This window comes from Roseobacter phycocola (genome assembly GCF_042055075.2).
Taxonomy (GTDB): Bacteria; Pseudomonadota; Alphaproteobacteria; order Rhodobacterales; family Rhodobacteraceae; genus Roseobacter.
Genome location: NZ_CP194010.1, coordinates 3,578,387 through 3,593,596, shown reverse-complemented (window position 1 = coordinate 3,593,596; position 15,210 = coordinate 3,578,387). Strand labels below are relative to the sequence as shown.

Here is a 15,210-nt window from a genome sequence, read left to right as displayed (position 1 = left end):
ATGAGCCCCCGCTGGCAGGATATCCGCGTCACGCCCGGCTCGAAGGTCGGTGAGCGTCTGCCACGCCCGCTGGCGCCACGGCGGTTTGAGGTGCGCCCTGACGATCTTGCGGTAAAGTTTGCGCAGGCGGGTGAACGGCTGGAGGCCGCAGATGTCGCCGTGGCCCTCGAAAACAGACACGCGGGTCCCTGGGCGCGTCTGTTCCAGAATGAACCGGCCTGGCTCTATGCTCAGATCCTTGCTTTCAATGCGCATGATCATGGCTTCGCATTTGCAGAAGCTCTGGAGCAGAAACCCGATGACGCGCTGCGTCAGACCAGTGAACTCGCAGCGCTTCTTGATGGCTGGCTGCGGCGGATCCGTCTGCAGAAGCCGGTGGTTTTTTCGCGCCAGCTGGAGCAGCTCGATCAGGAAGTCGCCCTGACGGAGCTTGCGCGGTCGCTGGCAGGTGTCCGGCCTTCCGTCGTGCTGCGGCGGGCGGGCGAGCACCGCAGTGTGCGGGAAGCCAGCCGGGCGCATGGTGCGCTTGCTGCTGCACGGGCCACCCGTGAACGCATGCGTGCCATCCACACGATCCTGCGCAACGCAGTTTCTGCGCTGAAACCTGTTGCCAGAAAGGCATTTGAAGCGCGCATCCGGTCCGGACGGATGGATCCCGGTCTGGGCCTGCTGATGGCTGAACTGCGCACCGCCGAACATGTGGATGCCGCCATCAACAAACTCCCTGCGCGGCACACGGATCACTACTATCGGGACATTATCGGTCAGAAACCCGCTGAGGCCGGTCCTGAAAAAGTCCTTCTTGATCTTGGCAAAGTGCCCCGCGCTGGTGTGCTTGCACAGGGGGCCGGGCTGGAAGCACTGCTGGCCGATGGCACGGTACAGCGGTTCAGCACAGAGGCCGCGGTACCGCTCAGCACTGCACGGGTCAGTGATGTCTGTGTGCTCAGTTACCAGACCAATCCGGATATCTCTTACCACCGCGCGCTGGCCGGGATCACAGGGCTCCGCGCGGCCCGCATCAGCCCAGACGATCCGCCGACCAGTGCGCCGCTTTTCGCCAGTGGCACGGAGCTTCCGCTGGATACCGGGCTTGATATCTCAAGCCCCATGCTGTCACTCGCCGAAGGAACGCGGCGGATCGAAGTGACACTGCATATGGAACGAGGCTCCGGGCTGTCCGCCGGGTCGCGATGCGCGGCCTGCGAGGATTTCCAGGCCCGGAACATGCACCGCAGAATGACAGCCACAAGCGATGTACCGGACCTGCGCAGCCGTCTGGGTGCCGGTCCCGAACAATTCGCTCCGGACGTCCGTCTTGCGCTGGCAGCGGACCCTGATCTGGTGCGCAGCTTCCGGGCTGGAAAAATTGAGACTGCGGTGGATGTCCTCGCTGACGACGTCGCAGAATACGCCGCATCCCTGGTGCGGACACCGTCAGTTTCCCTGATCTATCAGTACCTCATGAATGAGGTCGAAACCCCGCAGCAGCTGCGCGTGCTGCTGGGTCGGATTGTGACCCTTTCGCTGATTGAGCATCATCCTTTCCCGTCCGGCGGCTACTGGGACCGGATCTATGCGCAGGTTGAGCGGTTCCGCCCGGAGCTGATCGGCCGGGTTTCTGACGCGGATGCGGAGAACGAGGAACCGGAACAGGAAAACGAGCAGAATTCCATGATCTTTGCCGCGTTTTCCCAAAAGCCGGATGGCACCATCGATTATCCGCCGGAGGATGTTTTTCAGAGCCTTCTGGGCGATGCATTTGATCTCACAGTCACCACCGAAGACGGGCCTTTGCGCCCCGACATCATGCAGGTGATGCCCATCCGCCGTCCCCGTTCGGCGGGCGGTATCACCCTGAGCCTGCGGTTTGACGAAAGTGCTCCTGCGCTGGCAGGGCCCGATCATGCGCCCACGCTTGCCCTGCGGTATGCGATGGATTCCCGGCTCTGCCCGGTTTCCTTTTTCGAAGCCTACACCATTGAAACCATTGGCATCCGCACCCAGGTGACCGGCCTGCGTCAGCTGTCCGCCTTTTCGGATACCGGGCCGGTGGTCACCGATCAGACCTTCCGCCCCTTCGGCCACCGCCCGAAGGATGGCGCCACTTTCCAGGTCGGCTGCGCCGAAATGGCGCGCAAGCCCATCACGGAAATCAGCATCAGCCTTGGCTGGAGCGGTATGCCTGACCCTGTCGGCGGCTTTGAGGCGCATTACGAAACCTACGGCCGGAATATTGAGATCCCAGCGCCTGAACTGAGCGTGGAATACCTGAGCGGAGATGGCTGGAAACCGGTCAGCGACGAACCGCTGCCGCTGTTTCAGACAGAGGGGATCACCGGCGCCCTGCTGCATGACTGGCAGTTCACAGGCAGCGTTTCCGGACACTCTATCCCCGCAACCGGCGTTGTGACGGCGGCAGAGTATCAGTCGCGCCAGACTGTACGGGCGGGCCTGATCCGTCTGCGGCTCACCGGCACAGCGGATGGTTTTCTGGCCGGGCAGTATCCGGTGGCGCTCGTGGATGCGATGCGCCCGCGATTGCTGCCGCTGGGCAAAAAGAAGATCCCGCCGGAGCCCTATGTGCCCGAAATCAGCCGTTTTACCCTCGCCTATACCGCTGAGGCCACGATTGAGCTGAACGCACCGGATGCCGCCCGCCCGGGCGAAGCCGTGCATCAGGTCGGCCCGTTCGGGCGGACCCCTGTGTTCCCGGAACGCAAACTCCGTGGGATCAGGCTTTTCCCTGAGCGCATGGGGTACGGTCATCTGGCGCTGCAGCTGACCGGCGCGGATGCGACCGGCCCGGTAGCACTTGCCTTTGACATGGCACAGTCCGGCCACCTGCGGCTGGTCCCCCGGCCAAATCCCCTCCGGTGGAAGTACCTGTCTGCACATGGCTGGACCGATCTGCCCGAGACGGCGATTTCCTCTGACACCACTGCCGGACTGGTCCGTTCCGGGCTGGTGGTCATCGACCTGCCGGATGATGCCGCCGACCATTCCTCTGAGATGCCCGAAGGCGGTGTCTGGTTGGCTGCAGTTGCCACGCGGCCCCACCTGGATATCTTCCCGGCTCTCAGCCGCGTGACCGTCAACGGCGTCTGGGCCCGCCGCAACGACGCTACATGGAAGGACCATAACGCGGCGCGCACCTGGTCGTTCTCTCCCGCGCAGCGCGGGCTTTCGCCGCCGACAGAGATCACCACACCGGCCGAAATCCGGCCGCCGGAACACCCCGATGCCTTCACCGCACGGGTGGGCGAGCGCCTGCGCCACCGCCGTCGCGGGGTCCGGCCATGGGACATGGAACGGATGGTTCTTGATGCTTTCCCTGAGGTCTGGATGGCGAAATGCCTGCCGCACCTGCGCTGCGACGACCCGACTCCGGCGCCCGGACATGTGACCCTTGTGGTGACCCGGAAACCCAGCCCTGGCCATGAGCTGAGAACGCCCGCGCCCTCGCTGTTTGACGTGGCCACGCTGGAACGCATCCGCGCCTGGCTGGCGGACTTCATAAACGAAGAGATCACGCTCGATGTCGTCAATCCAACATTCGAACGCCTCCAGGTCCGCGCCAAACTGTCTGTTACTGCAAACCGGGAAAACGGAGCCATGGCCCAGATGCTGCGCCGTGACCTGGCCGGCTATCTGTCAGTCTGGACAGCGGATGAGGCCCTGTCCCGCTTTGGCTGGTCGCTCAACGTGCACATGCTGCGCGCGCATATTGCGGGTCTCTCTTACGTCCGGGATGTTACAGATTTTTCCGTTCTGCACCTCGTGGGGGATGACACGCGCAGCTACCAGTTGCTCGACACCGCCCAGGCGGTTCATGACCCGCGCGGCGGCAACTATGGTCCGGTGCTGACCCCCAGATTCCCATGGAGTCTGCCGCTCTCAGCGGCAGACCACGTACTCACAATCCTGCCAGAAATTGATGATGAAGCGCCCTCAGCTGCCGGGATCGGCAATCTGACAGTTGGCGACATGCTCATCGTCGGCCAGAGGACAATCCCGTGACAAAACAAGATCGCGCCACACTCAAATCCTACTTCCGCAGCGGGGCTCTGCCCACCGCATCGGAATACAGGGACCTGATCGACAGTTCCGTCAACAAGGTTGATGACGGATTTGCCAAAACGGATGCGGACGGGCTGCGCCTGAATTCCGTTGGCTCCTCACTGCGGGTGCTCAGCCTTTATCAGGGTCTTGGCACTCCGAAGCCCTCCTGGGTGATCGAACATGGCGACGCTCCGGGCGCGCTGCACTTCCGTCCCGATCTGGGGAAATCAGCCCTTGAGTTTGTGTCCGGTGATCCCGCGGCGGAAACATCCCGGGACGGACCCGGTGATGCAGGGCTGAGCATCACGCGGGACGGTCGCATCGGCGTTGCGAACGAGCGGCCGGACTGGCGTCTGGATGTGGATGGTGTCGCCCGGATGCGCGGACGTATCGGCGTTACCAGCCACCGCATCCCGCACGTTAAAGCGGACGGGAAATGGCATGACATCACGCAGCCACTGACCGGATGCCAGTGTTTTGAAGTGACCGCCGGTACCGGGGGCGACCCGCGCAAGGGGCGGTATTCGATGATGCACGCCATCGCGATGAACGCCTATCATCCCAGAAACCCGATCCTGAACTGGCTGTTCCGGCGGCGGTCAATCAAAACGCAGACTGCAATGTATGGCTCTTATGCTGACCGTCTGCGACTACGCTGGGTTGCGGACCAGCAGCAACACCATTTCCGTCTTCAGCTGCGCACGAATGCAAACTTCGGCGATGGCAAAGTCGTGCGGTATTATCTGACACAGCTCTGGTTCGACAGTCTGATGACAGGCGCGCGTGAAGACGCCGACCGTGATACGGGGATGCTGTGACTGACGCCGCTTCACCCCTCAGGGATTTTGACGATCTGCGGCGCGCAGCGATTGATTACGCGCAACAGGCGTCCGGCGAAATCTGGACGGATTACAACCTGCATGATCCGGGCGTCACCCTGCTGGAACAAACCTGTTTCGCACTCAGCCAGATTGCGTGGCAGGCGGACCTGCCGATACGTGACCTTCTGACCAACCCGCGCGGCCATTTCTGTTTTCACGATCTTGCGCTGTTCAGACCCCGCAAGGTTCTGGGCACCATGCCGGTGCGGCGCGAAGATCTGCAGACCTGGATCGGGACATGCCCCGGCGTCGAACGTGTTGTGATCGCCCCGCCGGACGCCAGCCGGCCCGGAATAGTCGACGTCGTTCTCATGCCCACAGAAGCCGCTGAGCAGGATGCCGATATTGTTGCCACCTTCCGCAGAATGTACCGGCAGGTACGGCCGCTTTGTACGGATCTGGGGCGCATAGAGGTCGCGCGCCCGGTGCGGGTTGTCCTGCACGGCAATGTCGAAATCACCGATGCGGCCCTGCCCGAGACCGTGGCTGCTGCGCTCTATCACCGGGTATCCGGCATTCTTGCCGGGTCCGGAGGGGAAGGTCACGCCGCACAGCGCGCCGATGTCTGGACGGCGCCCGAACGTCTTCTCGCCCCGGCCCGGCACGACGGGGAGCAGCCAAAGGACATCAGTGATCACCTCAAAGAGCTGCGCGCGCTGCCGGGCGTCAGGGATATCGGCTCCTTCAGCCTGCAGCAGCCCGCCGGGGCAAAGGCCGCCGGGGATGATGCCGTTTTCTACCGGTCTGTCCTGCCCAGGACGCAGGATCAGATTGGCCTGACACTCACACTGAACAGTGCTGCGGTGGTTCTTGATCCCGCCCGCATCCGGGAGGAATACAACCGCATCGCCGCCGAGACGATCGCGGCCTCAGTACATCATGTAGACGGATCCGACTGGGACGTTCTGCGCCCCGGGCGGCGGCGGTATTTCGGCCAGTCCCATGTCGACAGCCTGCTGCCCGGCCTGTTCCGGGCCGAAGGGTATTCGATGCACAATCCGGGCGAACTGATCTCGGAATACCGCGATGCGATCAATGGTGTCCTGCGTGACATGATTGCGGACCTTGATGCCCTGCCCCGCGTTTTCACCGCAGGACCACGCCAGCAGAGCGACGATCCAGAAGAACATCGTCAGCGTATCAGTCTGCTGGATTACCTGATTGCGCTGCAGGGGGCCGAAATGCCCGCAACGCGGCACAGTGGTCTGCACCGCTACAGGTCCGTGCGCGGGCGACACCGCTTTGAGATTGAATGGCGGCTGAAATACCTACTGTCCCTGCCCTGGCTCAACAGCGCCCGCGCAACAGGACCAGGGCCTGACGGGCCCGGTGGATTCATGACCGAGCTGGCCTTGCTTGCCGATCTCTACCCGGTGACAGACGACGCCCCTGAAAAGGTCATGCGCGACTATGGCCTGCGCATCGATGACAGTTGCGTGCCTACTGAAAAGGACAAGGACGACATCATCGTCGTGGGCGCGATCAACCCGTTTGATATGCTGGTTCCTTTGCAGGACGATGCGCCGCTCCTGTCCTCTGAGCGGCTTGCGGAGCTCTCACCCTTTGTGATCAGCGGAGCGCTCCATAGCAGGGATTTCCTGCGGGTCGTGGAGACGGACAGCTTCGCGATTGCCCCTTACATGGGCGGCGACTGGCAGATCCTTTATGATCCCGGCAATGGTGCAGACCTGATGCGCTGTGCGGTGATTGATAAAAAGGAAGACGCCAGCAACACTGTGGCCCGCCTCCGGGCAACCTGGCTCCATCTTCACCGGAAGTCCGAAATTCCTCATCTGTCCGAAAAGGTATTCCAGGACGGTGGTGCAGATGCCAGTGACGCACATACCGCCGATCTGGCCCTGCCTGGCTGGACCGCGCGCACATCAATGCAGAGCTACCGCAATTACGTGGAAGGTCTTGTTGCGACTCTGGCACCTGCGCATGTGCATATCCGGGTCCACTGGCAGGACTTTGCCTCCACAACCGACCAGGCATCAGAAACAGACAGCAAGCCAAAGGAGCGTGATGCGGACGCACAGGCAGAGCGCGCGCCGGAGACTGTCTCCTGATGCAGACCGCCGCGCGCATATCCCGGGCACCTCAGGAAGCCGCGACCATCGAAACGCTGGCCGCTGAGATCGCGGTAACGGCAGCCGATGGTCCTTTGTCATCTCCCGAACGCCTGCTTGCGGCGGTCCGGAATGAGATCCTGCCTGCCCTGTCGCAGGTCCTGGAACGGGCACCATGGACAAACGCAGGTATCTCTGTGCCCGCCCTTGAAATCGACCTCGGCGACTGGCCCGATGATCCGGTCTGGTCTGAGGTACGCTGGCTGCTGGCGCAAAGACTTGAGGCTGCCCTGACGCCATACCTTGAAGAAGCGCAACGACGGGCGGAACGGGCGAAGCTTTCTCCTGACAAAGCCGTGGCGCAGCGGTCGGAAGAGCCGGTCTCTGTGCCACGTACCGCCGCAAACCGGACAGGTTCCGGTGACCTGCCTGCGCCCACATGGGACGATGACCGCCACCGGCAACAGTTTCTGAAAGCGCGCGAATTCTTTTCGTGGGTGCAGCAGTTCGAAGGGGCACCCGATGGCAAAACCATACGCTTGCGTCTGGAAAAAAACCTTGCAGAGGCGCGCGCCCTGCTGGATCTGCGTTCAGCGGGGCTTGCCCCGCTCGCAACCGATCCTGATCTCAATGCGCGGCTGACCGATGCCCTTGCGGCGCTCGCGCCCGCGCAAACCGATGACCCGCAGGTATACCGGAACGGCACGCCAGCGGAAGAAGAGCGTGACGCTGATGGAGACCGGCATTCAGTTCATGAGCATCTGCACTCAGATATTCATCTGGACAGGCTGATCGACAGCGCCTCTGGAATAAAAGAACTGCTGCTCAGAATGGCGGGCCGTGAAGCGCACCCGAATGATATCGGCACCCTGTCCGCGTCTGGCGCAAACGTTCTCTCTGATCACGAATGGCAGGCTGTCACCCACCCCGACAGATTGGCCGCGCTGGAACAGGTGCAAACCCGACTCATCAACGCCCTTATTCATCAGGGCGCACCGGCAGACAGCGCCCGAAAAAGGGCGATGCGTTTGCTGGCACAGGTGGCAACACTGCCCCGCTCTGCCGCCGACAATACAACAGGCGGGCAGGATGCCGCGCGTGCCACCACATATCCCACTGACACCAGCGGCAGCATAACCCCGGCAGGCGGCCCGGTATCAGCTAACTACGCGGCAATCAGTCCCGAAGAAGATGACAGGTTTGGCACTGCTGTCCCAAGGGGTTCTGATCGGTCGCGTCAACCAACTGAACGTGGGATCCTGCAGAAAGCTGCCGGCGCCAATACGGTCTCCGCAAGTGACCGTGCAGGCACTGACACTGCTCAGTTCAGCGCCCGGAGCGACGACCAGACCCGGGATGCGCAGAAATATCCCCAGCCAACGGTGCAGGGATCAATGAGCGGCGCTGACCCCATCCCTGCAAATGCCGGGACTGCTCAGCCCCCTGATCCGGTTGCAGTTTTCACCGACCCGGCAGCTGATCCTGCAGCCCTTCTGCGGGGCGACTGGCTCGACGGTGACGCGCTGCGCGCCCTTCACCAGGAGGTGCCGCAGGACCTCTCCCGTGCGTTCTCCCGGCTCAGCGCATCCGATCTTCTGGCCATAGCCCATCGTCTGATCCCGCGGGACGCCGTTTTGCTGCAGAACCGTCTTGATGACCTTCGCCGTGACGCGCAACACCCGGAGCGCGCATTGCAACAAGCCGTTTCTGCACTTCTCCGGGGCAGTCCGCTGGACTTTGAAGCGCTCCTCGCGCCAGCCGATGAGGAAAATACCGAGACCGCATCAACGACTGACGACAGCGCCATCCGGCCCTCCGGACCTGGGGCAGGAAACGACATGCTACCGGAAGAACCGGTGTTCCGGGCCAATCCCCCGACCATCGAAGATCCGGTTGCGGACCTGTTGGCTGCCAGCGGCCTGACACGGGCGGAGATCCATCGCGTGATGCGCACCGCTCCCGCGGAGTTTTCAGAGGGCGAACGCGGTGGGGGTCCCGCTACCCATTTGCCAATGCCTGGCGCAACAGACACAGCAGGCGAAACCGGCGACGCTCCCATGCATACCCAGGCCACCGGACAATCCCACGCTGACGCGGTAAACGACCGGCCCGATGTGGTCAGCGACAAGACCCGGTATCCTGTACAGGAAACGTTGGAAAAACCGGATTCAACGCAGAAAAAAACGCAAACTGATACCTCCGCAGGGTCGGACGGCGACGGATCGAACCCGCAAAAAGATACGCATGCGTACGTTTTTTCAAGCAAAACAGGCAGGGATCAGAAGGCATCTCAGGACGCGCAAACGGCTCCCGCTGATGCAGGCCAAAACAGCATCGGACAAGGTGACCGAACGAGGGCCGTGCCAGATCATCCGGATGAGGACACCAAGGCCGAAACGGCTGATCTGCATGACAAAACCGCTGCACCCGGATCAGGCTCTTCCAATCCGGACCAGCCTCCCCAAATAATCACCGATGCCACGGCGGAACCCAGAACCCCTCGGACCCCAGACGCGACCGGGCACGCAGACGAGCCCCCACTGGATGGAACCCATCGTTCCCAACGCTATGGCCGCGAAAAGACACCTGTTCGCGACGATGCCGGCCTTCTGTTGCATCTGGAACGGGTCACCAGGGCAACCCTCCCGGCGTCGGACTCGGATCTCGCGGCGGCGCTGCGTCTGGTGAATGCGCTCTGGCCGGCGCGGGATCCGGACCGGCCTCAGACACAATTTCCGCTGATGCAGGCATTGTTGCAGAATGCGGTCTCGGCTCCGCTTCCCGGACAGTCGCTGGCACGCCGTCTGGGCGGTCTGCTGGAACACCTGGAGCCGGACGAGAACCGGCGCGTGCTGGCCATGCGCACCGTATCCGCACGGCTCAGTGCACCTGCGGGACCGGACGCCACCCGTCTCCGCCAGCAAACGCGGGCCGCGCTGGAAAATCTGCTGGCCGGTGACACTGACGCAGACAACGACGTCAGAGACACGCAAGCAAAAGCCCCGGTCGTTGCAGCGCCGGATGATGAAACGGAAACCCTGCTGGTCTCGGAAACGGCCGGGCTCGTTCTGTTGCATCCCTTTTATCCGCTGCTCTTTGAGCGCACGTCCGTCCCCCGCGACGGACGCGCTCTGGCCCCCGAAGGGCTGCCGCTGGCGCGGGGCCTTCTGATGGCATTGTCGGGGACCACTGAGACGCCGATGCCGGATCCGCTGCACCAGATCCTGCTGGGCGTTGATCCCGCTGCACCGCTCCCGGACCCTCAGCAACCGGATGAGGCCGCCATGGAGCTCATGGATGGCCTGCTGCGCTCGGTCATCAGTCGCTGGGCCAGGCTCGGCGCTACCTCACCGGACGGGTTGCGCGAAACCTTTCTACGCCGCACCGGCACCCTGCGGACGGACAGCACCGGGACGCATCTGCGCGTCACGCCCGGACCTTTTGACATGCTGCTGGACAGCCTGCCCTGGAGCCCCGGGCCGGTGACCCTTCCGTGGATGCCGCTGCCCTGTCACGTGATATGGCGGGAGGAAACCGATGAATGACGTCTCCCGCCCCGGCGCGGTTCAGGCCGCCAATGCCGATGCCGTAGCACGGGAGATCCGCTGGCTGGAACAGGTGATCGAAGCGCGCCTCGGGCATTTCTTTGATGGCTCGGCTGAGCCTTTTGAAGTACCCGCTGCACCCACACTGCCGGAAGGCACAGCGCTGGGTGACCTCATCGCCCGGACGGGCATGAACCTGCAGTCCCGCCTCGTGCTGGCCCTCGCCGTTGCACCGCATGTGAATTCTGCCGTGCTCGATCCGTTCTATGTCAAAAACTCTGCTATTGACCGCGCTTTTTCACAGTTTGGCGGGCATCCGGATGCAGGCACCGCCTTTGTGCCGTCGGTTGAGACGGCGCTGTTCCTGATTGCGGGCACCGACACGGCCGCGCGGATCTCGGCAATGCGTTTGTTTGAACCGGACCATCCGCTGCGGCTCAGCGCAGGTGTCACGCTGACACAGACGCCACCCTCCCATGTCAGCCGCCTCGACATCCCCGTTCACCGCGTGGTCGCCCTGTGTGACGGCAAACCACCACGGCCGGATTTTTCCCCGAATTTCCCGGCCCGCCGGCTCACGACCAAACTGGGCTGGGAGGACCTGATCCTGCCCGCCGGGGTGCGCGACCAGCTCCAGCACATCCTGGCCTGGCTCGAAAACCGGGACACGATCCTGCAGGACTGGGGTCTCGGCCGCCAGTTCGGGCGCGGGTACAAGGCGCTCTTTTATGGCCCGCCCGGCACCGGCAAAACCCTGACCGCGACGCTGCTGGGGCAGCGGACCGGGCTGGATGTCTACCGGGTGGACCTGTCGATGGTCGTCTCCAAATACATCGGCGAGACGGAAAAGAACCTGGGCCTGATCTTTGACATGGCCGCCGAACGCGACTGGATTCTGTTCTTCGATGAAGCCGATGCGCTCTTTGGCACGCGCACCGCGACGACCAGCTCAAACGACCGGCACGCAAACCAGGAAGTCGCCTATCTGCTGCAGCGGATCGAGGAATGCCAGAGCCTTGTCATTCTGGCCAGCAACCTGCGCAGCAATATCGACGACGCGTTTTTCCGTCGTTTTCAGAGCGCCGTGGGCTTCGCCCGCCCGACCGTACCCGAACGCCTGCAATTGTGGCACAACACTCTGGGCGGTGTGCCGGTTGATGACGACATCGACCTCAAAGCCATCGCGCGCGAGCACGACCTTTCAGGCGCCGCCATCACGAACGTCGTGCGGCATGCAGCCATCGGGGCCCTGCGCCGCGGTGCACCTGCCGTCACCGCCGAAGATATCAAATCCGCCATTACCGCCGAAATGCGCAAAGAAGGACGCACGTCATGACCCGTCTCAGCCGCCTCATGTCCGCGATCATTGTATATTTCTCAATGACTTCCGCACTTCTCGCTGCCTGCAGTGATCTGCTGGATCTGACGGTCGACAAACTGGTGCCTGCCAGTATCGGAGAGGTCCAGCTAGGGCTGCGCACCGCCTACAATGACGACAATCAGTTTCTGACGGACGGCCGCCTCGGTCAGTATACACGGCAGAAACTGGCACAGCTCTGCGAGGATGTCCCGCGTCCCGCCGGTCTGGACGATGTGCGCTCGACCTTGCAGCTGACTGTGCAGTATGCGCGGCTGCAGCAGAGCTTTCCGGGCTGGTCGACAGCGCTCTTTGATCTCGATCTGACCGCCGATGGCGACGCCGACGCCCGTGCCATGCTGGGCCTGCGCCTGGCGGGCACCACGGCGATGAAAACTCTCGCGATGGGGCGCAACGCCCAGACGTTTGTGTGCTCTGATCCCGGGGGAGCGCTGGCACAATACCCCGACGGTGCCCGCGCTCTGGCAACACTGACCCGTCTGTTTAAGGAAAAGAGCGAGGCCGACATCTGCAATCTTCTGCCCGTGGCCGGTGGTATTGACGCCTGGCAGCAGGGTATGGAACGCCTGGGCCGGCTGGGCTCCAGCCGGGTGGGCGCGCTGCGGGTGCTCCAGAGCGACGACTTTCTGGGCTGGATCGCCGCCGGCGACACCCAGGAGGACAACGGCACCGAAAAGCGCCTGCGCCGGCTGGCCGGTACACTACCTGCCGTCCTGACCCTGATCGATGATTACAACGCACAGAACGAAGGCGGTGACGGTTCAACCGTCTACACAGGCGGCCCCTGTTCGCCGCGCCCACAGGAACAGACGCTGACCTGGTACGCGCTGAATGACGAGGACATCGCATCGCTGGAGTTCTTCGTCTCCCTCTCGCCGAAACTGGATGCCTTTGCGGCGGACAATGGCGGGTTTGACAGCCCGCAGGCGCTCTGGCGGGAGCTGCGGCCTGCGCTGGCCGAAGATCTTGATGATTGCGTTCTGGCCGAGATTGAGGAGCTGGTGACCGGTCCCGAAACCCTGCCGCTCGCCTTTCTGCTCCAGCCGGAGGCCACCGCAGCCCTTCAGGGCGTCCCTGATCTCAGCACGGCGCAACCGGTTCTGGCTGAACTGGCAACCGCCCGCACTGCCACCCGCGCCGAACTGGTGAACCGCATTCGCGCCGGTCTGCAGACGGCCGAAGAAGCCCTGGTTGCCGAGGAGGTTGCCGCAGCAGCAGACACTCTGGCCGCCGCTTCCGAGCCGGTACCGCCGCCCACAGACACCGCACTGATCGAACTGGACGACGAAGAGGAGGCCGCCCCCGACCCCACGCCCACCATAACCGTCACCGAGGCGACCGATGACGCCGTGGAAAGCGCCATCGACAACCCCGAACTGTCAGATGCGATCAAATCCACGCCCATCGCTGACGCCACAGTTCCAGAACTGATGCGGGCGCAGGTGCGTTCGGCCCTTGAGGAAACAGCCGCCCGGCAGGTCGCCCGCGCCGTTGATGCACAGGTCACGCTGATCGAACCGGTCGTTACATCGGAATGGACGCTGACCCCGGCGCTGCGGGACGAAATTCTGGCGTTGCCCTATGTGCGGGCGGCTGTGGCCGATGCCACGGCGCAGGATCTGCCCGACCGTCTGCAGACCCTCAACGGCGTCGCCTACCCCAGCTATCGTCTGTTTGAGGAAGCGCTGGCCAACATCCCGCTCATTGACGGTCAGGTGCCCTTTTCCCAGTTCGTGACCGAGCGCATCATCCAGAAGGCGCAGAAAAACATCACCGATCCGGAAATCACGCGCGTGTTCGGCGACCTTGCTGTGCCTGACTGCAACTGTGTGCCTGAGCGGCGCGAAGAAGATCTGCAGGTCTATGGATTCTATCCGTTCTGGTTTGCACCGACGCCGGTGCGCGCCGGCACCGCCGAGACAGCGGAAGACGGCGAAAATGCAGAACTAGCCAGTACGCTTATCGACTTCAGCCTGACGGGTCAGGTCGCCTTTTACGGGCTGGAGTTTTCGGACGCCGGCAGCACCCGGGTCACCCTGCGCAACCGCGAGCAGTGGCGTGCCGCCAAGCGAAGTTTTGTCAATTCGGCACACCGGTTCCGTGCACGTGCTGATCTGGCTTTTGATCTGCGCGACTGGACGCGCTGGGATGATGCCACCATCGAGGATGTGATCGATGATATCGCCACCGAGATGGCCCCGTTTGAGCGGTTCGAAAGTTACGAGCTGCGCCATATCCGCGAGGCAGTGCCGACCCTTTTTGACCCGGTTCAGCCGGATGGGGTTACGCTGATCTTCCACGGGTACGAGGGCAACGGGCTCGGTCAGGACGAGATGAAATCCCTCGTCAGCATCGTCCAGGATCTCTATGAGGCTCTGCCCAACCGTGACAGGCTGCGCATCAATGTCGCCTTTGATTTCCCCCTGGTGGGAGAGAGCCTTGATGAGCCGCTCTTTGACGAACTCTATGAACTGCTGATCCCGTCCCCGCTGGTGCTGGCAGACGGCGCTGCAGCGCGGGCGGACGGACCGCAGGATCTGGACCGCGAGACCACCAAGATCATCGACAAGATCCTGCTGTTTCTCGAACGCCCGACAACGGATGCGAAAAAAGGGCTGCGCTACCGGATGGAGCAGGGCCTCTTCCAGGGTGAGGTGCGCGCCAGCGTGCTGCGCAGCATCATTCCGGTGCTGCCACCCGGCGGGCATGAATTCGTGCTGACGGCCGTGAAACCGAACGCGGTCAACCAGACGCCTGCAGCACCTTTCTCGCAGTTCGAGGATGACGTCGTCTATTTCAAGGACAACTTCTCCGGCGTCGGGTTCTGGCCGGTACCTGACCCCGCAGGAACCGAGACCGCCAGCATCGCGGCCATCATTGCAAACCACTTCAACGCCCCGCGCCTGCCGCCTCTGCTGGCCAGTTTTGAGGCCACCGTGAGCGATGTCTGCGACTTTTCCTGCCCGAACCGCGCGGCGATCACACTGGCGGCCATGGCGCTCTTTGCGATCATCGTGCTGCTGACCTGGCGGTCGTTCTACAGCGGCATCGTCGACCGTATCGCGTTCCGCTTTATGACCATCGGCCTTGTGTGGATCGGTAATCTGGTGCTGGTGGGCACGCTGCTTGTGCTCAGCTTCTGCGATCCGCGCTCAGTCTGGCCCGGCATCCTGATGTGGGTCCTGATTGCCCTGCTGGGCAGCATTATGATCTACAACTTTGTGCAAAGGATCAAAAACGGTCCGATGCCCTGACCGGGCCCCGCGCAGGAGATG

6 protein-coding genes are annotated in these 15,210 nt (G+C 62.9%); all 6 read left to right on the top strand.

Translation table 11 applies throughout. The features are described 5' to 3' along the window. Genes AB4K19_RS17770 through AB4K19_RS17745 form a run of 6 tightly spaced genes read left to right on the top strand, consistent with a single transcriptional unit; the run spans position 1 to position 15,189 of the window. Positions 1-4,020 carry a hypothetical protein gene (locus AB4K19_RS17770; RefSeq protein ID WP_436398465.1) on the top strand — a complete coding sequence of 1,340 codons (4,020 nt, stop codon included), beginning with the start codon at positions 1-3 and terminating at the stop codon, positions 4,018-4,020. Next, positions 4,017-4,880, top strand: a complete 864-nt coding sequence (locus tag AB4K19_RS17765) for a hypothetical protein (protein WP_375229593.1) — start codon at positions 4,017-4,019, stop codon at positions 4,878-4,880. Before AB4K19_RS17770 ends, AB4K19_RS17765 begins: the two co-directional genes overlap by 4 nt. After that, positions 4,877-7,012 (top strand): hypothetical protein, encoded by a 2,136-nt coding sequence (locus tag AB4K19_RS17760; RefSeq protein ID WP_436398464.1) that lies wholly within the window; start codon positions 4,877-4,879, stop codon positions 7,010-7,012. The genes AB4K19_RS17765 and AB4K19_RS17760 overlap by 4 nt, the downstream gene beginning before the upstream one ends. Then, a complete protein-coding gene (locus AB4K19_RS17755; RefSeq protein ID WP_436398462.1) occupies positions 7,012-10,557 on the top strand; it encodes a contractile injection system tape measure protein in 3,546 nt (1,181 codons plus the stop codon). The genes AB4K19_RS17760 and AB4K19_RS17755 overlap by 1 nt, the downstream gene beginning before the upstream one ends. Further along, positions 10,550-11,893, top strand: coding sequence for an ATP-binding protein (locus AB4K19_RS17750; RefSeq protein WP_436398461.1), 1,344 nt, complete (start codon positions 10,550-10,552; stop codon positions 11,891-11,893). Before AB4K19_RS17755 ends, AB4K19_RS17750 begins: the two co-directional genes overlap by 8 nt. After that, complete coding sequence (locus AB4K19_RS17745) at positions 11,890-15,189, top strand: hypothetical protein (RefSeq protein WP_375229587.1); 3,300 nt, start codon at positions 11,890-11,892, stop codon at positions 15,187-15,189. Before AB4K19_RS17750 ends, AB4K19_RS17745 begins: the two co-directional genes overlap by 4 nt. Positions 15,190-15,210: the final 21 nt, after the last annotated feature.

Coding starts and splice junctions, on each gene's coding strand:
- AB4K19_RS17770 (WP_436398465.1), top strand. CDS start 1: ATGAGCCCCCGCTGGCAGGATATCCGCGTCACGCCCGGCTCGAAGGTC.
- AB4K19_RS17755 (WP_436398462.1), top strand. CDS start 7,012: ATGCAGACCGCCGCGCGCATATCCCGGGCACCTCAGGAAGCCGCGACC.
- AB4K19_RS17750 (WP_436398461.1), top strand. CDS start 10,550: ATGAATGACGTCTCCCGCCCCGGCGCGGTTCAGGCCGCCAATGCCGAT.
- AB4K19_RS17745 (WP_375229587.1), top strand. CDS start 11,890: ATGACCCGTCTCAGCCGCCTCATGTCCGCGATCATTGTATATTTCTCA.